This window comes from Chitinophaga solisilvae (assembly GCF_009928525.1).
In the GTDB taxonomy this organism is placed as follows: Bacteria; Bacteroidota; Bacteroidia; order Chitinophagales; family Chitinophagaceae; genus Chitinophaga; species Chitinophaga solisilvae.
Genome location: NZ_JAABOK010000006.1, coordinates 133,200 through 156,520 on the forward strand (window position 1 = coordinate 133,200; position 23,321 = coordinate 156,520).

Annotated in this window: 9 protein-coding genes; 1 reads left to right on the forward strand and 8 read right to left on the reverse strand. The window is 50.6% G+C overall.

The window, feature by feature from the left end:
- Positions 1–127 precede the first annotated feature (127 nt).
- Together GWG06_RS13960 and rsmA are read right to left on the reverse strand one after the other, a co-directional pair.
- Positions 128–1,057 carry an NAD(P)-dependent oxidoreductase gene (locus tag GWG06_RS13960; RefSeq protein ID WP_127038814.1) on the reverse strand — a complete coding sequence of 310 codons (930 nt, stop codon included), beginning with the start codon at positions 1,055–1,057 and terminating at the stop codon, positions 128–130.
- Entirely contained in the window at positions 1,054–1,806 is a 753-nt protein-coding gene (rsmA, locus tag GWG06_RS13965) for a 16S rRNA (adenine(1518)-N(6)/adenine(1519)-N(6))-dimethyltransferase RsmA (RefSeq protein ID WP_160713900.1), read from the reverse strand. Before rsmA ends, GWG06_RS13960 begins: the two co-directional genes overlap by 4 nt.
- 58 nt (positions 1,807–1,864) lie before the next feature.
- Between rsmA and pdxA the strand changes: the two genes are divergently transcribed.
- On the forward strand, positions 1,865–2,920 hold the full coding sequence (gene pdxA, locus GWG06_RS13970; RefSeq protein WP_127038808.1) for a 4-hydroxythreonine-4-phosphate dehydrogenase PdxA: 1,056 nt from the start codon (positions 1,865–1,867) through the stop codon (positions 2,918–2,920).
- Between the two features lie 9 nt (positions 2,921–2,929).
- Here pdxA and GWG06_RS13975 read toward each other — a convergent pair whose 3' ends face one another.
- The 6 genes from GWG06_RS13975 to GWG06_RS14000 form a co-directional block, all read right to left on the reverse strand.
- Entirely contained in the window at positions 2,930–3,238 is a 309-nt protein-coding gene (locus GWG06_RS13975; protein WP_127038805.1) for a winged helix-turn-helix domain-containing protein, read from the reverse strand.
- A gap of 163 nt (positions 3,239–3,401) precedes the next feature.
- Positions 3,402–4,049: a hypothetical protein gene (locus GWG06_RS13980; protein WP_127038801.1), complete on the reverse strand. Its 648-nt coding sequence runs from the start codon at positions 4,047–4,049 to the stop codon at positions 3,402–3,404.
- Between the two features lie 11 nt (positions 4,050–4,060).
- Positions 4,061–6,214, reverse strand: a complete 2,154-nt coding sequence (locus GWG06_RS13985) for a TonB-dependent receptor (RefSeq protein WP_235938337.1) — start codon at positions 6,212–6,214, stop codon at positions 4,061–4,063.
- A gap of 199 nt (positions 6,215–6,413) precedes the next feature.
- The gene (locus GWG06_RS13990) at positions 6,414–8,081 is read right to left on the reverse strand and encodes a tetratricopeptide repeat protein (RefSeq protein WP_160713902.1); all 1,668 of its coding nucleotides are present in this window, start codon (positions 8,079–8,081) and stop codon (positions 6,414–6,416) included.
- A 12-nt stretch (positions 8,082–8,093) separates the two neighbouring features.
- Positions 8,094–9,089: a PorP/SprF family type IX secretion system membrane protein gene (locus GWG06_RS13995; protein WP_127038794.1), complete on the reverse strand. Its 996-nt coding sequence runs from the start codon at positions 9,087–9,089 to the stop codon at positions 8,094–8,096.
- 30 nt (positions 9,090–9,119) lie between these two features.
- On the reverse strand, positions 9,120–23,264 hold the full coding sequence (locus GWG06_RS14000; protein ID WP_160713904.1) for a T9SS type B sorting domain-containing protein: 14,145 nt from the start codon (positions 23,262–23,264) through the stop codon (positions 9,120–9,122).
- Positions 23,265–23,321 lie beyond the last annotated feature (57 nt).

Below are 23,321 nucleotides of genomic sequence, written 5' to 3' on the forward strand. Positions count from 1 at the left end.
CAGAAGCGTTGTTTACTGGTGTTATTGCAAATATAATAAAAAATATGCAAAGAAAAAAAAGTGCCCATCCGGACTAAAACAAGTTGATAATCAACCGTTTACCCCGGACAAAAATGCAATTTTCTTCTTATATGATGTTCAGTTTCTCCAACACAATACGAGCCATTTTAACACTGGCTTCGTGGGAGTAACCTGCTATATGCGGCGTCAGTACCACATTGGGCGCAGCCAGGAAAAAAGCCAGCTGCTCCTTCTCTGCAGCCGTATAAGTAGGCAGCTTTTCATTCTCGATCACATCCAGACAAGCTCCCGCTACTTTACCCTCCTGCAGGGCCTTGATAAGATCACCGTTATTCACCAGCTTCCCCCTCGCAGTATTCATGAACCAGATGGGACGGGCAAACGATGCGAAAAAGTCATGGTTGCCGATATGATGCGTTTCCGGTGTCAGCGGCAGATGCAGACTCACAATCTCCGCCTCGGCAAAGATCCGCTCCAGCGACGCCTCCTGCACGCCGGCAGTACTAAAACCTTTCAGGTATTTATCGTAAGCCAGGATGTTCACATCAAAGCCGCTCAGTTTACGCGCCAATGTGCTGCCGGTATTACCATAACCGATGATACCCACCGTTCTGCCATTCAGCTCAAAGCCACGGTTCAGATCACGCTCCCATAACCCCTGGCGCAACTCCAGATTGCTCTTCAGCACATTGTTCATGAGGCAGAGCAACATGCCCACTGCCTGCTCGCCAACGGCGTCGCGGTTACCTTCCGGGCTGCTCACACAGTGAATACCTTTGCTCTCCGCATAAGGCACGTCTATCAGCTCCATACCGGAACCCAGGCGGCCTATCCATTGCAGCTCCCGCGCATGGTCTATTATATGCTTGTCTACCCTCACACGGGTGGTAACAATCAGCCCTACACAGTCTGCAATAGTGCTGTATACTTCATCATATGTTATTGCCGGCGCATAAATAACTTCAAAACCCTTGTTCTGCAGTTGATCGGTTAAATACGGATGCGTTTTCGCGGTGATTAATACTTTCCTGCTCATATCATCTTATGGGATAATGCTGCAAAGTCGGCTACAGACAACTCTTCGGCTCTTTTGGTAAAGATAGGGTCCTGTAAAACTTCCTTATCGAATAATGGTTTCAGCGGATTACGCAACTGCTTGCGCCGCTGGTTGAATGCTGTTTTTACCAGCACCAAGAATTTCCGCTCAGAGGCAATATCTGCCGGCTGCTCCAGCCTGGTAAGCCGGATCACGCCGGATTTCACCTTGGGCGGCGGATTAAAGCAATTCTCATGTACCTCAAACAGATACTCAATTTTATAGAACGCCTGCAACAGCACACTCAGGATACCATAGTCCTTGTTGCCCTTGTCAGACGCAATACGCACAGCCACTTCCTTCTGAAACATACCTACTACCACATCTACCTGGTTACGCCATTCCAGTACCTTAAACATGATCTGGGTGGAAATATTGTAGGGGAAATTACCAATGAGGCGGAACTGCCCGTCAAACGGCAGTTTCGCATCCAGGATGCTTTCGTTGACCAGCTTGCCTTTAATAGCAGGGTAAGTCTTCTCCAGGTATTCCACCTTCTCCGTATCCAGCTCTATGGCTTTGAAATCAATACCCGGTATCTCCAGCAGGTATTTGGTGATAGCGCCGCCTCCCGGCCCCACTTCCAGCACTTGCTGGCCTTCTTTTACAGGTAGTGCGTCCACGATTTGCCTGCACATATTTTCATCTGTGAGGAAATGCTGACCCAGTGATTTTTTTAATGTGTACATCGGACCGCAAAGATACACCTTTAAAAGCTTATCTTTGCCGCTCATTAGAGGCAATCGTATGAGTACACAACATAAACCGGTTATCGGCATCACCATTGGTGATATCAACAGCATAGGCGCAGAAATCATTATCAAAACCTTCCTGGACAACAGGATGATGGAATTCTGCACGCCGGTGATCTTCGCATCTAATAAAACCATCAACTTTTACCGGAAGCTGATGAATGAAAACAATTTCAACTACCAGAGCATCAAAGACTTTACCCGCCTGAATCACAAGCAGGTAAACGTATATAACTGCTGGGAAGAAGAAGTACAGATCACACCGGGTATACTCAACGAAGCCGGCGGAAAATATGCCGCCCGCGCCCTCGAAATTGCCATCCAATGCCTGAAAGAAGGCAACATTCAGGGCCTGGTAACAGCTCCTATCCATAAGAACAATGTACAAAGCCAGTCTTTCAACTACACCGGCCATACCCCCTTCCTCAAAGCCTCCTTCAATGCCAAAGACGTACTCATGTTCATGACCGCCGATAACATGCGCGTGGGCCTGCTCACAGAACACGTTCCTGTGGCCGAAGTAGCTAAATATGTTACAAAGGAAAATATCCTGAGCAAATTACAGCTCATGAAAGAAAGCCTGGTGAAGGATTTCGGTATAGATCAGCCGCGTATTGCCGTACTGGGCCTCAACCCGCACGCCGGCGATGATGGCCTCATCGGCAGGGAAGAAATTGAACAGATCACCCCCGCTATCAGGCACGCCAAAGGCAACGGTACCCTCTGCTTCGGCCCATACAGCGCTGACGCTTTCTTCGCACGCGAAATGTACCGGCAGTTCGATGGCGTACTCGCCATGTACCACGATCAGGGCCTCATTCCATTCAAATCCCTCGCCAATGGCGAAGGTATCAATTACACTGCCGGCCTCGGCATTGTACGCACTTCTCCGGATCACGGCACCGCCTTCGATATCGCCGGTAAAAATGTGGCAGATCCCGGCTCATTCAGACAAGCCATCTTTACCTGCCTCGAAATTATGGAACAAAGGGAACGCTATGCGGACAACACCCGCAATCCGCTGAAGAAAACAGAACTGGCGTCTGAATAGCGAATAGCGCTACGCCTGGCGGTTGGATTTATTGATGTTCAGATAGGTCTGGATAGAATTCACGTAATTCTCAAAGGCTTTCCTGCCTGCAGGGGTTATCTTGCAAATCGTCTGGGGATAATTGTCTTTAAACTGCTTTACTACCTCTATATAGGAAGCATCACGCAACTTGTTGATCTGAACACTCAGGTTACCGGCTGTAGCATTCGTTTTCTCTTTCAGCAAAGTAAACTCCGCTTCCTTCTCACTCAGCAGCACATTCATGATAGCCAGCCGCAATTGTGAATGCAGCACCGGGTCCAGATCTTTAAAGTCCATCCTTCTTTCAGATTTAGTTTATTGAAATTTAATTATTTATTTACGGATTTTGAGATTTTGAAATTCTGGAATCTGTATACAGCGAATGATGTGCCCGAATATCGCTGCCGCATACAGGATTCCAAAAATTTCAAAATCTCAGCATTTCTACTCCGTAAATATTTTACTGCGCTTTACTCAGCAGTTCTTTGGTATAAAGCTCACCCCAATGAGGCACTATCGGACTTTCTGCCTTGAAGGCTGCATACTTCTGTACAGCTACTTCCAGGTTTTCCTTTGCTTTTACTTTACTACCACCAAACTGCTCAGGCGTAAATAAAAATGACTGACCCAGCAGCATATATACACGCGGATTTTCCGGATTATATGTTTTCGCCAGCTGAATCTGCTGCCCCGCTTCCATACCATATTTCATACCTCTGGTCATCGGATCAACCGTGAGCCTTGCAGAAGCTATCAGGGAACGGATACAGGCAATCTCAGAATTTTTGGGACTGAGTGCCTCAGCCTTATCCAGACTGGCTTCTGCCTTATCTGCCAAAGGATCTATCTTACTTTTATCCTGCAGCAGAAACGCGTGCATAATATTGCAGTAAGCTGCGTAGTAATAAGGTAACCACTGACTTTTTTCAGCGTCAGCAATGCGCTCAAATGTGTTTGCTTTCTGTTGCAGGCCATCCGGGGTAAATACATAACCACTGTCCAGGTCTGATGTCTGCTTCGACATAGCATCCTGGTATTGGGCCGACTGCGCCATAGCGCCGGTTGTCAGGCCGCTGAGCAGTAAAAGGGAATAAATGAAACGTTTCATATCTGTTGGAATTATAAATTATTAATTACATCCTGTCTTCTGTCTATGCCGAAGTTCATGAACATTCCAAGATATATAAATCGTGGAACACTTGGCGTAATTTCACTTCTGCGCATACCATCGCTGGAATAGCGGTAACCGAATACCTGCTTGAAGCCAGGCGCATTGCCCACAGACAATACAAAGATGGTAAACGCTTTCCGGATGCTCGTCAGATAACTGGCGCTCACCCCCAGCGAATTGAAGGTCATGGTGCGGTCTGACATAAACTTGTCTGCCGGCTGATTAGGATTGAAATACGGCCTGCCGGTAGCGAAGCTGTAAGTCAGGCCCAGACTGGTACTCAGCTTTGGAAAGAAGTGCTTGTATACCACACTGGCAGTATGACTGGCCGCAAAGTCAGGCTGCACCTGCATCGGGTAATTCAGGAAATCCCGCTTTGTGTCCAGGTAAGAATAAGACACCCAGTAATCCACGTTCTTAAAGGTTTTCCGGTCGCGCCAGAAAACTTCTACTCCCTGCGCATAGCCCTTACCGTTATTAGTATATGGATTTGTTTTAACCAGGTCTGCATACTTCTTGTAGAACAACTCTGTACGGAAAGTATAATCACTGGCTACCCGCTGAAAACTCACGATGTAATGGGTGGCTTTCATGTAATCCAGGCTATTGGCAAACCGCAGGTACTGCGGTTCCGGCTTCTGGAAATAGTCGCCATAGGCTACTGAAAACTGGCTGAAGTTACTGAGCTTGTACGCCAGCGATACACGGGGCGCTACATTCATGCGGGCCAGTACGGAAGAGTATTCCGCACGTCCGCCGAAACGCCCTACGAAGCTGGGGGTAAAGTATATATCCGTTTCTGCAAATGCAGCGCTGTAATTATCAACGAAGCCCGCATTCAGGCTGTTCAAAGCGCTTTTTTCCACTGCATACTGGTATTCTCCGCCGAAACGCAGCGCTGAAAAACGCCCCAGGTCACGGGTCAGCATCACGCGTGACTGCGCCAGCGTGGAAGTACTTTTGATATAGGCAGGCGGTATCGATTTTACAGAGGTATCAGTGTTGATATTATCCCTGTTGGAGCTGAAGGACAACCCGGCATACAATCTCCAGTTACGGCCAAGGCTCTCTTTATAGGTCAGGTTCGTATATACGTTATCGTTATGCAGCGTAAAAGACTCGGTCGCACCGGGATATTCAATACTTTCAGAACGGAATCCCATATTGCTGCGGTTGTAGTAACCATAAAATTTCAGCATGCCCGTTTTCGATGTCTTCCGGCGGAAATTGGCGGAAGTACCGATGATCTCCGGCCCGAGAATAGGATGCTGCTTGGGTTTGATCAGGTTAAAGTAGGGAGACAGGTTCGTGTAATCTGCTTCGATGCCATAGGATGTTTTTTTATCTTTTGACAGATTATCGATACCGGCATTAACACCTATGACAGATACCCCTACCGAAGAAGAGGAACGGTCAGGCAGGTCAGTAGATTCAAGGATCAGCGCAGAGGAAAGCCCCTGGCCGTACTGAGCGGAATAACCACCGCTGCTGAAAGTGGTTCCTTTGAATAGAAAGGGCGAAAACCTGCCACGGCCGGGTATTTCAGGCATACTGCTGAAAAAGGGGTTCCTCACCAGCATACCATCAATGATGGTTTGCGTTTCGTATCCGGTACCGCCGCGCACAAATAATCCTTCGCGGTCATTGGTCTGCTGCGCACCGGGCAATGTCTTGATAGCGTTGGCAATGTCAGCGCCGGCGCCGGCGGTGGTAACAATATCCAGCGGTGTGAGCACGGTTCCTTTTTTGCTGTCGCTGGCTTCGAAGCTGCCGGCAGATATAGTCACCACACGTAACGCGTTCACCGCGCTTTTCAATACGATGACCAGCTGCTCGCTGCTGCCGGTATTTATTTTCAGTTCCAATGGCTGATAGCCTGTCAGCGTAGCTGCCAGTATCTGGTCGCCGGAAGCGGTGGCTGTAAAGGAAAAACTGCCGTCTGCCGCAGTGGTGGCCCCGTCGTAGGACCCTTTGATGAATACATTCACACCTGGTAACGGATGCTTTTTACTATCTGTGACCTTGCCGCTGATCTTGCCCTGGGCAAGCATATACAGTGGTGACAGCAGTAGCAGAAACAGACATCGGTTGAATCTGGTCATAGTTGGGGATTAATTTGCACATCAAAAATAAACTAGTTTATAATATAAACCAAATATTACGGCAGGAAGATTTTCCTGCCGTAACCTGGTAAAATAAACGTAATTATTGATGGTGGCTATTTTGGGGCTAAGTGGAGAACAGATAAATTCTCCGGGAATATTTTGAGGGGATGACCAGGCAAAGTCTGCTCCTGTTCACTTATTTTTTATGATGCCCCCGCTTGTGCTTTTTATGGGCCGGCACGGAAGGCTTTACTGTCGCAGGCTCCGGCCTTACCGGCTGCGGACAGATTGTTTTACTGATAGGTGCTGTACCGGTATAATTGCGGGTATCAAACGCCAGGCGCTCTATACGGTCGCGGTAGTGCACTCTCACTTCATACTCCGCATCCGGTTCCAGTTTGGCTTCTATCTTGCCGGACGGCGGCGCTACCATATAACACCAGCCTATACCGCGGGTTTTATTATAAAGGTATACGCAGGTTTCTGCCGGCACACAGATATCCACTATAAGCGGAATACGCAGCAGCGGCACGGGTACTGGCTGCAGTCCGGGTATAATGTCCGGTGCAGCGAAGCTGTAAATATCATCTCCGCCCCTGCCACCAGGCCGGTTGGAGGAGATAAAGCCCTGCTGCGCGGTATGCATGGTATAATAAAAATCGTCTCCGCTGGTATTAAACGGCGGCCGCAGATTAACGGGCGCTGACCAGCTGCCTTTACTGCCTTCAGCGGCAAACACATCATAGCCCCCCATACCTGCCCAACCTTTACTGGCATAATAAAGCACATCGCCTGGTCCGAGTACCGGAAACGCATCGTCATCAGGGGAGTTAATAGCTGCACCGCAGTTCTGCGGTGTTCCCCAGGTATTATCTCCCTGTTTCTCGCTGTACCAGATATCCGTTTCCCCGGATCCGCCGGGCTTATCAGACGCATAGTATAAAATATTTCCTGCGCTGTTAAGCGAGGCATGTCCCAGCGAGTAGTCGTCACTGTTATAAGGAAAAGCCACCGGAGATTGCCATTTGTCTTGCTTTTTGGTGAACACCAGCAGTTTCAGTCTGCGGGTGCCATAAACCGGCGCCTCCTTCCTATCATAAGGTATTTTCCTCGCCGGATCAGTAACGGTTACATAGGCAGTATCGCCGTTGGGTGTAAAGCATACCGGTCCTACGTGATATTTATAGTTATTAATAACCGATGAAAAATCTTTACTGTAGCCGATTCCGGACGGGCCGTTCTCTGCTGCGTACAACTTACCGAAGGCGGCATTATTCCGGTAGTAACGATGCCTGCTGCCTTTCACATACCAGATGTCTCCCCGCAGGCTGTCTGACACAAATACAATCTCTTTTCCATAAGGTGTAGCGCCCCAGTCATTGGAACGGGAGTTGATGCCCTGTTCATTCTTCAGTATAACGTTTGCCGGGAGGGATTGCCATACAGTGGCAGAATCGCAGCCGGCTACGCGCAAGGCTACACGCTGCTGGTCGGGATACTGCCGGTATTGCTGCTTTGCTTCTTCATAACGTCCCAGGCTTTTCAGCATATCCCCGTAATATAACCGGGCAGTAGCGCTGTTGGCGCTGTCCTGCAGGAGTTGCGAATACCAGTAGGCGGCCTTATCATACTGATTATACAAACGATAGCTGGTAGCCAGCCTTTCTTTTACCATACCAGCCTGACGGCGGCCTTTGCGTGTCTTTATCAGCCGTTCGTACAACCCGGCAGCCCTCGCATATTCTTCCCGCCGGAAATAAACATCTGCACTCTTCCCGATGGAAGGCTGCTCCTGGGCAGCTACTTCCGCCGGTACTAACGAACAGGCATATACGACAAAGCAAATCAATAGTTGTTTCCTCATACATCAGATGTTTTAGAAATACCGGGGACTGGTGGTACGTGATTTCTTACTGTTAAACAGGAAGCCGACAGAAATTTCATGTGATCCCTGCTGATAACTCGCCATTTTGTTGATGGTAATATCATAGGAATACCCGATTCTCAGCTGCGGGGTGGCGTAAAATTCCACCAGGGCACTGGCGGCATCCAGCTGTTCCAGATCTTTGTCCAGCGCAGGTTTACTCCACAGCTTCACCCCGGTTCTGTAGGAACCGCCGATCCAGAGTTTCTCCGCTATCAGCAAAAACACGTTGATGTCCAGATTGGTAGGGCCTTTGAAATCTTCTTTCACCAGGATAGACGGCTTCAGCTTCAGGTTTTCTGACAGATCCGCCAGGTAGCCCGCCTGAATGTACATATGCTGTGTTTTACGGATGGTTTTATAGTTGTAACCGCCCCAGTAGTAGCGGGAGTTATCGGTATACAGCGAGAACAGGTCCATCACGGAAGCGCCCAGGTAGAATTTGGGCGTGTAGTAATATATCCCGAAGCGGGCATCCGGAATAATCTGGGAAGTTTTACCCAGCGGGATGGCGTTATCGATATCGTCCACATACTTCAGCGCAGTACCGTCAATGCTGTACTGGGTGATACCACCGCCAAGTCCGATACACAAACGGCGGGTATCTTCATCATCGAGCGGAATGCGATAGTTATAGAACCCGTATGCAGAAAGCGTTTCCTGCGGTCCCAGCTTGTCTACCATCACCTGTGCGCCCACCCCTACTCTTTCGTCCCGTGCATTGGTAAGCCCGTCGATAGATATAGCGGCCGTCTGCGGCGCACCGGGGAAATCCACCCACTGGTGGCGGTAAACAGCATGCAGGTACCAGTCCTGCTTGTAGCCCGCATAGGCGGGGTTCACACTCAGGCTGTTGAAAATATACTGGCTGAACTGCACATTTTGCTGGGCATTGACCCGTAACAGGCCTGCACAGCAGGTTGCAAGCAATAATATCCTTCTGATCATAAACTATCTCTGTTTAAAATATTATGGCGCTTATCGCAGCAATTCGATCCATCCCTTGTAAGATTTTTCACCATCCGGCGTTCTCAGTTTTAAGATGTAGTAATAAGTACCTTCATTCAATCCGTTACCATCCCATTCGTTCTGGTAATTCTTCGACTGATACACCTGGTTGCCCCAACGGTTATATATCAGCAGGGTTGAATTCGGGAACCGTTTGATATCGATAATTGTAAACTTGTCGTTCTTGCCATCACCATTCGGCGTGATGACATTCGGAATAAAGATGCCATCGTCATCTACTGTTACCGGCGGTGTCACTGCAGTATTGTTGGACGGATCCGGATCTGGTGTTTCCTGTGTTGCCGTAGCCCTGTTGGTGACTACGCCGTTGTTATTAATCCTTGCAGTAATTCTCAGTGTAGCCGTTTGCGTTGCCGCCAGGTTACCGGCTTCCCATACAATGATTCTGGTCGCCGGATTGTACGTTGCATTACCGCTGCTGGCTACTGCTGCGCCCAGGAGATCCAGGTTGCGGCTCAGCGTATCTCTGACAATAATGCCTTTTGCAGAATCCGGTCCGGCGTTGGTAACGGTAATCTGGAATTCAGCTTTACCGCCGGTCTGCAACGGTGTATTGTTGAGCAGCACCTTCTTCACCTGTACATCTGCTGATTTCGCCAGTATTTTCGGGTTCACGGTAGTACTTACATCACTGCTGGTATTGTTGTTCAGATCCGGATCTGCTGCGCCGTCCGGTACGCTGATGGTTGCTTTGTTAACAAGGGCATTTCCGGTGTTCACGGTGCCTTTCACAGACAGGCGTACGCTGGCTCCCTCTGGGAATGTGCCGATAGCAGCGGTAACGGTGTTGCTATTCACTGCAATCCTCACATCTGCTGCGCCACCGGTAATGGAAAGCACCCTGGCGGTGACATTACTGATACCGGCCGGCACCACATCTGTTACTACTGCCCCGTCGCCGGCTGCCGGGCCGCTGTTGCCGGCAGTGATAATATATTCTATCTCATCTCCGTTAGTAATTTCTGCCGGGCCTGTTTTGGTTACGTTCAGGTCCAGTATACGGCTCACATTGGTGGTGGCAGTGGCGGTAGCGGTGCTGTCGCCGGCACTCACCGAAGCTGTATTGGTAATAGTACCCGCAAATGCCGCCCCTACCTTACCGATAACCATTATATGAATCAAATTGTTGCTTCCGGCCGGTATCATTCCGTTAACAGTAATGTTATTACCGGTACCGCTGCCGGCTCCTGTTACCCTGGCACTGCCACTGACAACCGTTCTCCAGCTCACGCCGGTTAACGTAGCAGGTACCACGTCGCGGATAACAACATTATTAATGTCGGAGATACCCGTGTTGCTGACGATGATGTCATATTGCAGGCTGTCGCCGGAGCTGATGGAAGACGGCGCCTGTTTCTCAATATTGAGGCTGGTGGTTCTGGTGATAACAGTTTCTACCGTATCGCTGGTCACTTTACCGCCGTCAGGTTTGGTGAGCAGGGCGCTGTTCTTCACGCTGCCGGCTGTAATGCTGTTGCTCACCGTACCATTCACGGTAATGAGTATATTATTGGCGCCACCCGCAGGAATATTACCGGTTACGGTAACATTATTGCCGCTGCCGCTGGCCGGACCGGTCACTTGCGCATTGCCTGCGGCGGTGGCTGTCCAGGTAACATTGGTAACACCTGCAGGAACTACGTCAGTAATCTTCACACCGTTGGCAGCAGACGGGCCGTCGTTTGCTGCCACAATCGTGTAGGTGATGGGGCCACCGGCTACGGCAGTCTTCGGCGCTGATTTGGTCAGCGTTACATCCGACCTTAATCTTACCAGGGTAGTGACGAAATCCGTATAGGTATTTCCGTTATTCTCCTTCACATTGGCCATATTGGTAATGTTGCCCGCGAAGCTTTCATTCAGGCTGCCGCTGATGGTGACTATTACCTGGTTAGCCGCCCCTGCAGGCACGGTGGTGGTAAAGCCTATCTGGCTGCCGCTGCCGCTGACCGGCGTGCCCGCTGCCAGGGTGGCGCTTCCCAGCGTGCTGATTTTCCATGTTACATCTTCTACCTGTGCCGGCACCAGGTCGGATACCCTGGCATTTACCAGGTCTGACGGACCTTCATTGCCTAACGTAATCGTGTATACAATATCGCTGCCAGCTACCGCTTCCTGCGGACCTGCCTTAGTGAGTATTACTCCCGGGGTATTGATGATCCGGGTCTGCACCGTATCCACCGCTACCACCTTACCACCTTCAGATACAGAAGTTCCGTTCACCAGCGTGCCGTTGGCTGCTGGTGCGAGCGTACCGGAAATAGTTACCGCTACATTATGGCCGCTGCCTGCCGGCAGATCTGCATTTATACTGATATTGTTACCGGTGCCACTGGTAGCACCGTGCAGGGTAGCGCCGGTAGCCACTGCATTCCAGCTGACATTCTGCACCGATGCCGGCACTATATCCGCGATGGTGATATTGGTAGCAGCTGATGGTCCGGTGTTCTGCACCAGCAGCGTATAGGTGATACCGTTACCTGCCGCTACGGTATCCGGAGCGGATTTGCGCACAGACAGGGAGGTTTCGGCGCTCACCGTTGTTACCACCGGCGGTGTGGTAACCGTATTGCCATTATGCGTGTAGCTGGCTGTGTTGGTGATAGTACCTGTGAAGGCCTGATCTATAGTACCATCCGCAGTAATCACAATCCTGTTGGCAGCTCCGGCAGGCACATTGGCCGTCAGGGCTACATTACCTGTACGGTCAACAATATTACCTCCGTTAATGGTGGCGCTGCCGAACGCTGTTGCTGACCACACGGCATCTTTCAGGACTGCCGGCAGTACATCGGCAACCGTCACGCCGGTAGCGTCGGAAGGTCCGCTGTTCGTTAATACAATGCTGTAACTGATGTTACCTCCGGCAACTGCTTTATCCGGACCGGACTTCACGATTGCAAGTCCGGGCTGATTGGTAACCGTAGTATTTATATCGTTTGATTCGAAATTATCAGTACCTGTTTTCGCGGTAGCCCTGTTATTGATCACACCTGTGAAAGACGCCTGCAAACGACCGGTAACCGTGATGCGGATCACATTACCACTGCCGGCAGGGATGTTACCGCTCAGATTTACATTGCCTGTCTGATGCTGCAGGTCACCACCGCTGACAACTGCTTTTCCAACGGCAACGGCAGACCAGTCCACTGCTTCCAGCTGTGGCGGCAGCACATCTTCTATCTGTACATTGACCGCATCTGAAGGCCCATCATTGAGCACATCAATAGTATAAGTGATCATACTGCCCGCAGCAGCGGTATCCGGTCCGGCTTTCACCAGGCGGATACCCGGTTGTGACAGTATACTGGTATTTACTGTATCTGTAACCGGGAGGCCATTTTCCGGTGTTACAGCCGCAATATTGGTCAGCACGCCTGTAGCTGCTGATGATACCGTTCCTGCCACTGTCACACTGATGGTATTACCGGCGCCCACAGGGATACTGGCAATGAAGTCCACATTACCGGTGGCGTTGCTGATATTACCACCATTGATGGTAGCCGCACCCTGTGCCGTAGCCGACCAGGTAATACTATCAATACCATCCGGCAGCACATCGGTAATATTCACGCCTGCAGCATTGGACGGGCCGCTGTTGGCGACCTGGATATTATAGGAAATCCTGTTACCGGCAGCTATATTATCAGGACCCGACTTCGTAATCCGGAGTCCTGGCTTATTCACCACGCGGGTATCTGTTATATTGCTGGTAATAGGATCGCCTCCGAAGGATGCAAAGGCTTTATTCAGCAGATTACCTTCAAAGTCAGGATTCACCGTACCGCTGATGGTGACGGTTACCATACCGTCTACCGGAATATTGGCGGTCAGCAGCACATTACTGCCGGTACCGGTTCCCGGATCGGTAATAGTAGCGTTGGTAGCCGTACTGGTCCAGGTAACGCCGGTTACCGGAACAGGAATAGTATCGGTGATGGTTACTCCGTTCGCTACAGACGGACCATTATTCCTGATCTGCAGCTGGTAGGTGATATTACTGCCGGCATTTACCTGCATTGGAGCAGACTTGATAACGCTCAGCCCTGCGCGCGCGGTGACAATCGTGTTAACGGTCACCGTTGCAGGACGGGGATCTACCACACCCGGTTCTGGTGTAGCTGTGGCCGTATTGGTAAGTGTACCTGCAAATGTAGGATCTACAATACCATGTATACGCAGTATCACTGTGCCTTTGTTGGCTACCAGGTTCGCCATGGTACTGATGCTGTTACCACTTCCGGAGCCTGTTGTCACAGAAGCGGAATCAACGGCTTCTGCAGTCCAGGTAACATTGGTAATACCTGCTGGCACCGCATCTGCAATTGTTACATTCATCGCATCAGCAGGACCGGCATTTACTACGGTTACTACATAATTTATTTCTTCTCCGGCAGACAGAGATGCCGGTGCTGTTTTATTTATTCTGAGATCAACTGATTTATTGACAGAAGTAACAACGGTGCTTGTTTTGGTACCACCCGCAGTAGCTGTAACGGTATTGGTGATGGTATTGGCAGCATCCGGTTTCACAGTACCGGTTACCACTATGGTGATGCTACCGGAGTTGTTACCTCCCAGTCTGCCGGTTACATTGATATTATTGGTATTACCGCTGACAGGGTTATTCAGGTTAGCGTTACCGGATACAGTGGCATTCCAGGTGACGTTGGTAATATCTGCGGGCACCAGATCAGAGATCGTCAGCGGATCTGCATCGGAGATACCTGTATTGGTCACCACAATGGTGTAGGTGATTTTATCCTTCACATTCACCGTAGCCGGACCGGATTTGGATACCTGTAATCCCAGGTCTGTATTGATAACAGTGCTGATACTGCTGGTATTATTGGCAGGTATTGTTTCTGTTACATCTGCCGGTGGTGTTACCGTAGCCGTATTGACGATGGTACCTGTTGCAGAAGGATTCACCGTACCGCTGATAGTAACAATGATGCTGTTACCTGGCCCTGCAGCGATATTACCGTTAATGCTGATGTTGTTGCCGCTTATAACCGGTGCATTGGCAGCCGCATTGCCGGTGGTGGTAGCAGTCACATTACTGATGAGAATCTGTGCAGGTACATTATCTGTAATCACCGCATTGCTGACATCAGAGATACCGTTGTTGGTAATTTCCAGCTGATAGCTGAAGTTCTGACCGGCAGTCAGGTTAGCAGGACCTGATTTCACGATCACCAGGTCGGCTTCCTTACGTACGGCTGTAGTTACGCTGGAGGTCACCGGCGTCTGGTTTTCCAGGTTAGCCGGTGGTGTAACCGTAACGGAATTGGTGATATTGGAACCATTTGCAGTGGAAGGATCAATTCTTCCTGTTACCGTAATGGTGATGGTGCCTGTATCCGGAATATCAGCCGTGATATTGATATTACCGGTACCGCTGGCAGCAGATACAGTGGTGCCTGCACCGCGGGTAGTGGCGGTCCATTTCGCATCCAGTATGCCGGCCGGAATGAAGTCGGCAATAACTGCGCCATGCACGTTAGACGGGCCGGCGTTATTAACCGTGATCGTGTAGGTGATGTTTTCACCGGCTACTGCAGTACCCGGTCCGCTCTTCGCCACACGTATATCCGCTCTGCGTTTAGTCGTTGATGTTACAGTGGATGTCACCGGTGGCTGACCACTGATTTCCGCAGTAGCGGTATTCTGCAGTTGCGCTCCCGTAAAGTCCGGATTCAGTGTGCCCGTTACCGTTATATCAATCACATTACCTGCACCGAACGGAATGTTTCCGGTGATATTGATATTACCGGTACCGGCAGTGCTGTTCACGGTAGCGGTACCTTTTACAGCCGCTGTCCATTTCGCATTCAGTATTGCCGGGTCAATCACATCGGTGATGGTAATATTCTTCGCATCGGAAGGACCGTTGTTAGACAGGTGGATCGTATAGCTGATCTGCTCTCCGGCGAATGTTTCCGCAGGTCCGCTCTTTGTAATACTCAGGGCAGCCCTGTTATCTATTTTCGTAGTAACGGTGTCTGTAGCCGGTTTCGGCTGGTCTGCGGATGAAGCATATGCAATGTTGACCAGCGGCGGTCCGTCATAGGCCGGATCTATCTGTCCGCTGACTGTTACCAGTATACCATTCACGCGGTTGCCTGCAGGCACATCCACATCTGCTGTAACAATATTACCGCTACCTGTTGCCGGACTGTTAACAACACCGGCGCCCAGCGCCTGTACAGACCAGGTTACATTTTTAATGGCGGCAGGTACGGTATCTTTAAACTGTATGTGTGTAGCATTGGACAATCCGGTATTATGAATAGCTATCAGGTAATGGATTTCATCTCCTGCAGCCAGTTCAGTTGCTCCTACCTTCAGCACTGCCAGTTTCACATTTTTCGTCACATGGGTATTAGTGGTATTGGAAGTCACCGGTGGCTGACCATCGGCAGTAGCTATGGCCACATTCGGAATATCGCCGGTAAATGCCGGATCGATAGTACCGCTGATGGTAATGCGGATGGTGTTACCGGTACCGGCAGGTATACTACCGGTCACGAGTATATTATTTCCCGCGCCGCTGGAAGACTGTGTAATAGCGGTGCCTGTGGCATTGGCCACCCAGAAGATATTTTTGATAAATGCCGGTACAGCATCCGTTATGTTTACTTTTTTCGCATCAGAAGGGCCAGGATTGGTCACAAGCAGCGTGTAGGTGATCTGACCGCCGGCAATAGCAGTATCCGGTGCGCTCTTCACAATCTGCAGCCGCGGTTTGTTCCGCACTACTGTGCTGATGGTATCTGTATAGGCCGTGTCCCTGGCCTGCATTGTTGCATATCCTCTGTTGTGTATTACACCTTCAAAGTCAGGCGCAATAGTGCCGGTAACGTCAATGAATATATGATTATTGGTACCTGCCGGCAGGTCGCCTGTCAGCGCAATGTTATTGCCGGACCCGCTGGCGCCGCTGGTTACTTTCGCGCTGTCGGATACACGGGTAGTCCAGGTAACATTAGTCAGCTGCGGCGGAACAACGTCCTGCATTTTCACATTGCGGGCGTCGGACAGGCCGTAGTTGGTAGCCACCAGGCGGTAGGTGATTTGTTCACCGGCATTTGCGGAATCCGGACCCGCTTTCATGAAGCTGATCTGCGGATTGTTGATCACCACACTGGAAATAGAGCTGGAGGCTGGCGGTTCATTGCCGGTCACAGCATAGGCAGTATTAACAATAGTACCAGCGGCCGCAGGATTCACTACGCCCCTGATATTAACAAGTACTTTAGCGCTGCCAGCTGCCGGAATATCCGCTACGATGCGGATAATACTTCCACCGCCGGTTGCACCGGAAGTAATAGCAGCCCCGCCGCTGGCAGTTGCTGCCCAGTCTGCATTACGGATAACTGCATCCAGTGTATCGGTAATAACTACGCCTCTCGCATCGGACGGACCGGCGTTATTTACTTCCAGGGTATATTGTATGTAGGCACCGGCAACTACTGTACCAGGGCCGGCTTTGGAAATCTGTATACCAGGCTTGTTGGTAAGATGCGTTGTCACCGTATCTGATGTTACCGGCGGGATGCCCGGTACATGCACATCTGCCACAGCATGATTCTGTATATCACCGGTAGCGGCAGGAGAAACCGTGCCGGTAACTGTGATGATGATGTTGTTGTCATTGCCGGTACTGATGTTTCCGGTAACGCTGATATTATTCCCGGAACCGGTAGCGCCGGCGGTCACCGCTGCATTGCCGGTAGCGGTAGCCGTCCAGGTAACATTGGTTACGGCTGCAGGTACCGCATCAGTAATCACTACACCGGTAGCATTTGACAATCCGGTGTTGCCTGCAGTAATAGTATACGTAATCTGCTGGCCTGCCGCAATGGTATCAGGTGCGCTCTTAGTCAGCACAATTCTCGGATTGTTAACAACATTGGTCACCACTACTTCTGAGCGTACATTATCTGCTTTCGCCTGGTTGTTAATTTTTCCGGTGTATCCTGGATCTACTCTTCCCGCGATCAATACAGTTACGTAGTTACTATCTCCGGCAGCTACATCAGCAGTAGCCGTGAACACATTATTGGAAATGGCGGAGGCAGATACTGTTGCCTTACCATGTGTAACGATATATGAGGAAGGGTTGAGGATCACCAGACTGAGGCTATCGGTGATTTTCACCTGCACTGCATCAGAAGGACCGTTATTCACCAGTTTCAGGGTATATAAAATATAACCACCTGCCGATACCGTATCCAGACCGAGCTTCTGTATTGTCAGCCTTGCATTGCGTCCTATTTCTGTAATCACCTCATTGGAAGTCACCTTCTGTACTCCCGGCACCTCTACAGTAGCTGTATTTCTGATATTACCGCTTGCGCCAGGCAGAATGGTTCCGTTGATAGTGACCGTAATTTTATTACTGCTGCCCGCAGGGACATTTGCATTCAAACTCACAGCATTACCGGTACCGGAGGCGCCACTGTTGATAACAGCTGCACCAGTGGCAGTGGCTGTCCAGGTTACATCTTTCAGGGAGTTAGGTCCTGCCAGGTCAGTAATTACAGCATTCACCGCATCTGACGGGCCTGCATTTGTAACGGTTACCGTATAGGAAATCGGTGTACCCGCATCCGCAGTAGCCGGACCCGCCTTCACAATTTCCAGACCCGGCTTCACCTGAACAGCGGTTTTATTGGACGCGTTGGAAGTATCGATACCCGGTAGAATGGCTGATGCCGTATTCAGGATAGTATCGGTGGCGGCAGGATTAACTGTACCGTTAATAATCACCTGGATACTGTTGGCAGCACCTGCAGGAATATTCACCGTAGTACTGATGTTATTGCCACTGCCGCTGGCAGGAGCGCCGCTGGCTACAGCAGCAGTACCATTTGCGTTTACATTCCAGGTAACATTCTGTACTGCTGCGGGCACTACATCTTTCAGCTGGATGCCAATCGCATTTGAAGGACCTGCATTGGTAAGATTCAAGGTATAGCTGATAGATGTACCTGCAGCTACCGTACCTGAAGGAGGCCCGAGTTTGGTGAGGGTAAGCCCTGTTTGTTTTACCACCACCGTATTGACCGTGTTGGACATAACCGGATTGCTACCTGGTACCGTTACACTGGCCGTATTACTGAACGAACCGACAGCTGCAGGGTTCACGGTACCATTGATAGTAATCTCCAGCGTATTACCCGCACCTGCCGGTAAATTTGCATTGAATTGCACATTGCCGCTGCCACTGGTAACAGTGGAAGTGGCGCTGCCTGTTTTGCTCACTGTCCAGGTAGCATTCTGTACTACGGATGGCAGCATATCTGCTACCGCCGCATTGACAATATCAGAAGGCCCATTATTCACAATGGTGACTTTATAGGAGATGGCGCCTCCCGCGGTAGCCCTTGCCGGGCCTGTTTTTACAACGGAGAGATCATAGCGCGGGGCAGGCGTATCTGTATCGGTGGCAGTATTACCAGCCGGATTAATATTGGTATAACCTGATGGAACGGTTACCGTAGCAGTATTCACCAGGTTACCTTTATAATCTGATGGAATATTGATGGTAATGGAATAAATGATTCTGGATCCTGCCGGAATATTCACCTGCTGGTCAATAGGACCATTACCGGAAATTGCCGGCTGTGAGCCATCCGGAGATACGGCTGTCCAGGATGCTACGGTAATACCCGGTGGCAGCGGATCTTTGAAGGTACCTCCTACCAGGTCAGAAGGTCCTTTGTTCACGATCGTAACCCGGTAGAGTGTAGTCGTTCCCGGTGTATAGGTATCTGTATCATCTGTTTTAGTCACCTGGACCTCTACAGATTTAGTTACGGGTGTAACTATAATAGCAGTATCAGGCACGGGATCATTATCTCCCGGCGGCGGAGTTACATACGCCAGGTTTCTCAGGCCGCTGCCGGCGAATTGTGACGATACTGTTCCGGAAATAGTCAGGGTTACCTGCTCACCGGCCTTCATGGTTACACCGGTCCACTGGCTGCTGCTGGCATCGTAAGTTCCGGCAGACGCAGTGTAGGTGGCGCCGGTGAATCCTGCAGGCAGCGAGTCTACTACTTTAAATGCTTCTGTCGGCAGAATTGTGGACGGACCGTTATTGGTTACCGTGATGGTATAGGTTAACGGCTGGCCAGCTACAACCGGCGACGGGCTGGCGGATTTGGTAATTTTAAGATCTGTGACAGCGGGTTGTACTGTGATGGTCACCTTTGCCTGAGCGCATGCGCCCTGGTTATCACATACTTCATATACATAGCTGTCTGTTCCCACAAAACCTGTATTCGGCGTGTAGGTAAACGTACCATCGGCGCGCTGTACTACTGTGCCGTTTGCCGGTGAAGTAACCGGGGTAGTCTTCACCGTTAATGGCTGACCTTCCGGATCGCTGTCGTTGGTTAATACATTACCGCTGACAGGCACATCTCTGGGGGTAGTATAATTATCATCCACGGCTATCGGCGGGTTGTTGGGCACAGTGCCTACTACCTCAGACGTGTTGTTGCTCTGGTCAGGGTCCGGCGTACCGGATGGGAAAGACACTGCTGCAAAATTGTCTATTACATCTCCTCCTTTGGCAGTGGCAGCCACTGTTCCCTTAATAGTAATCACTACTTTGTTACCGGCTGCAAAGGGGATATCGATGGAAGCCCGCACCAGTTGCGGATTAGAGTAATCCGGTGTAACGGTTACACCTGCACCGGTTACCGCATATGTCCAGGATGGATTTACTATCAGGGATGGAATCAGGTCATGCACACCGGCGCCTCTTACATCGGAAGGCCCCAGGTTTTCAATGGTAAGCGTATAGGTAACTTCGCTGCCGGTTCTGTAAGTATTGCCCGCGCCTGATTTAACGATCTTCAGGTCTGCCTGACGTCTGTAGGTAAGTACTACCGTATCTACGGATGGCGGACAGGTACCGTTGGTGATTGTCCAGGTGAAAGTACCGGTAGTATTGGGCTGCAAGGTAACGGTAGTATTTGCGCTGGCGGTATTGTCAATTACTCCGGAGCCGCTCACCAGCGCCCATACACCGGTACCGGCAGCAGGAACGTTGGCATTCATTACAAAAGTACCGTTATTGAATTTCGTCTGATCCGGTCCTGCATTGGCAGTAGTCGGTAAGGCTGCTACTGTAATCTGCATGGTATCGGCAGTGCCGCCGCAGGCGCCGCTGGTAATAGTCCATACCAGCTGGTATACGCCCGCCTGCAGATTGCTGACCTGCGTATTCGCCGCATTCCTGTTGGCAAACGTGGCCGTATTGGGGCCTGCAATCTGCGACCACACGCCGGTTCCGGGAGCCGGGTTATTTCCTGCCAGTGTAGTGGAAGTTACATTACACAGGTTCTGATCAGGACCGGCGTTGGCATTAGGCCCCGGTGCACTGATATTTACCGTCACCGTATCCTTAAATCCTGTACAGGCACCGTTTCTGGTAGACCAGATAAACCGGTAGACGCCGGCGGTTAATCCGCTGACACCTGTATTCGCCAGGGCAGTATCCGCGAAAACAGCGGTATTGGGGCCACTTAGCTGACTCCAGCCACCAGTACCTGTTACTGGCGCAGTAGCTGCCATTGTAGTGGTCGTTACATTACACAGATCCTGATCTGGACCGGCTACCGCTACGCTGGGCAGCGCATCTATCCGCACCTGCACCGTATCCGTAGCTACCGCCGCCGAACATCCGCCGTTGGCCACCTTCCATACAAACTGATATGTGCCCGTAGTAAGGTTGCTAACAGTAGTATTGCTGGCATTGACATTAGCGAAAGCCGCTGTGGAAGGACCAGATGCCTGACTCCAGGTACCTGTTCCGATAGCCGGACTCACAGCAGCCAGTGTGGTGCTGGTAACAGCGCACAACCTCTTATCCGTGCCGGCATTCGCGTTGCTCGGTGTATTTCTTACGAAAGTGGTATCGCGGAGAATATTATTACATCCCCCTCCGGAAGGCGGCGCATTACATTCTGCCAGCGCATTGGAAGGGAAAGGATTGGTAGGATCAGAAGCATCGATATCAAGATCAGTGGCGCTACGCAGCAGGGCCGCTTCAAATATGGCCAGGTCCGCAGGCGCAGGCGCCGTTACCCTGACAGAAAACACATAGCTGACTGTTCCACCAGGACTCAGGGTAATGGAATCAGTATAGCCGGTAGTAGGATTCATACTGCCTGTGCCGAAACTTCCGCCACCGGACGTGATATTACGGCTTACCAGTGTCATCACGTTCAGAGCGGTAGACAATACGTAGGTGAATTTCGTATTGATCGCCGAATCCGGACCATTGTTCCGGATATTCACCTGTACGTTGAAAGGCGTATTCAGACAGCCTTCCTTATTGGGCGGCATCACCAGAGATCCCACCTGCATATCCATATTGCGGCGGGTATCAACCGGGTAAGTGTAAGTATTATTAGCCAGGTTGCTTTCATAGGCATTGCTGACAGTGGTCGTATTGAAGATGCTGTCAGGCGCGTTCACCGCCACTTTCACGGGAATGGTAATATCCGGGTACGAAGCGCCGGAAGCCAGTGCATCGCTACGTGTAGCCGTCACCGTATTTCCGGAAGTACTGATGGTCCATCCTGTTCCGGTAGGAGTGCCAACAGTCATTCCGGCAGGCACGGCATCTGTAACCGTAACCGGACTGAGGTTAGGTTTGGCATCCGGTCCTGCATTCCGCACAGTGATCACATAATTGCCGCTAAGCCCTTTGCGCAGGTTGCCGGTATGTGTTTTCGTGATGGAGAGGTCTGGTACAATTACATTTGTGATGGCCCGCGACGTATCATTGGAGGGGTCGCCGTCCGAAATACCCGTCGGAGACGGATCTACATAAGCCGTATTAATGAGTCGGCCGTCATTCGGCTTAGCCGTCACCGTTCCTTTTACCGTAAATGAGGAAGTACTGTTTCCTCCCATTGTCAGTGAAGCGGAAGACAGGCTGGTAGGCGTATATCCTGTAGCCGTATTACCGGCAAAGCCATCATTGGAGAAGGTAACGCTGGTAGTATTGAATGCGCTGGAGGGAGTAAAAATATCTCTCAGCGGCATGTTGTTAAGCTGGGAGGTTGTTTCGTTATAGGTAGTGATTTTATAGGTCAGTGTATCGCCTATTCTGGCAAGTGGTTTATCTACCAGCTTTTGAATACGCACATTCCCGGGGGTGGTGATAATGAGGTTACGCACTTCGTGGCGGTTAAAGCCGCCGCCTGTAGAAGCAGCAAAGCCCAGCTTGAGCCGGGAAGGCGGAGGAGCCGTGAGGGTGATGGGACCGAAAAGTGTTGTCAGCGCGCCTCCCGGAGTGGTAGTGGATTTCACACTCAGCATGTACTGCCCGGAGCCGTTGGGTTCGATGATTACCTGTACTCTTCTGTAAAACTGCGATGGGGTTGGCCTGGTGCTGGTGATAACGTCGTAGTCCAGCGAGGTGCCTACTGAAGTACCGCTGATAAAGGAATAGGTGGGAGCAGGGCCTCTGGCAGAGATATAATCCCTGAAGTTGAGGTTACAGTTCGTAGAGGCGCCCCCGTTCTTACCGTCACCGCAATTGGAATAGTTACCGAATTCATCGATGCCCACCCCTACGTAACCACCGGCAAGACCGGTATTTCCTGTGCTGGTAGAGTTGGAATATCCGAGGCTTCCGCCGGCAGATCCCAGTTTAAAGGTAGCAGCGGTGATGTTATCATTAAAGAGAAAAACGGAGAAGCCGTCTGCTCCGCCGAAGTTAGGCACGCTTCTTCTCCAGGCCACATATTCGAAATCCATGAGTACCCCCAGGGTGGATGGGAATCCCTGGTTCACGAAAGCATAACCTACCTGGTTGGTAGCATCCTCTGTGAGGCGCAGCCAGCCCTCACCTACGGGGTCGTCTACTCCGGAGGTAAGTTTAGCGGCTCCTCCGAGGGTAACGTTTCCGCTGGAACTGCTTTTAAAGTTTTCTGTAATGGTAAATTGTGCGGCCGCCTGTAGTGATACTAACAGGAAAGCATATACGAATAATAGCCGCCGGCAGGATACCAGACCGTTACAACCTCGAACAATAAAGGATAACGCACGTAAACATACATCCATGGAAAAGCGATTTAAGGGACTTTCCAGGCATGGGGACAAGAACAGGCATTACAGCAG

What these genes read in the sequence shown, in the direction of transcription:
- GWG06_RS13960 (WP_127038814.1), bottom strand. Translation starts at nt 1,057, where the DNA reads ATGAGCAGGAAAGTATTAATCACCGCGAAAACGCATCCGTATTTAACC.
- rsmA (WP_160713900.1), bottom strand. Translation starts at nt 1,806, where the DNA reads ATGTACACATTAAAAAAATCACTGGGTCAGCATTTCCTCACAGATGAA.
- pdxA (WP_127038808.1), top strand. Translation starts at nt 1,865, where the DNA reads ATGAGTACACAACATAAACCGGTTATCGGCATCACCATTGGTGATATC.
- GWG06_RS13975 (WP_127038805.1), bottom strand. Translation starts at nt 3,238, where the DNA reads ATGGACTTTAAAGATCTGGACCCGGTGCTGCATTCACAATTGCGGCTG.
- GWG06_RS13980 (WP_127038801.1), bottom strand. Translation starts at nt 4,049, where the DNA reads ATGAAACGTTTCATTTATTCCCTTTTACTGCTCAGCGGCCTGACAACC.
- GWG06_RS13985 (WP_235938337.1), bottom strand. Translation starts at nt 6,214, where the DNA reads ATGACCAGATTCAACCGATGTCTGTTTCTGCTACTGCTGTCACCACTG.
- GWG06_RS13990 (WP_160713902.1), bottom strand. Translation starts at nt 8,081, where the DNA reads ATGAGGAAACAACTATTGATTTGCTTTGTCGTATATGCCTGTTCGTTA.
- GWG06_RS13995 (WP_127038794.1), bottom strand. Translation starts at nt 9,089, where the DNA reads ATGATCAGAAGGATATTATTGCTTGCAACCTGCTGTGCAGGCCTGTTA.
- GWG06_RS14000 (WP_160713904.1), bottom strand. Translation starts at nt 23,264, where the DNA reads ATGGATGTATGTTTACGTGCGTTATCCTTTATTGTTCGAGGTTGTAAC.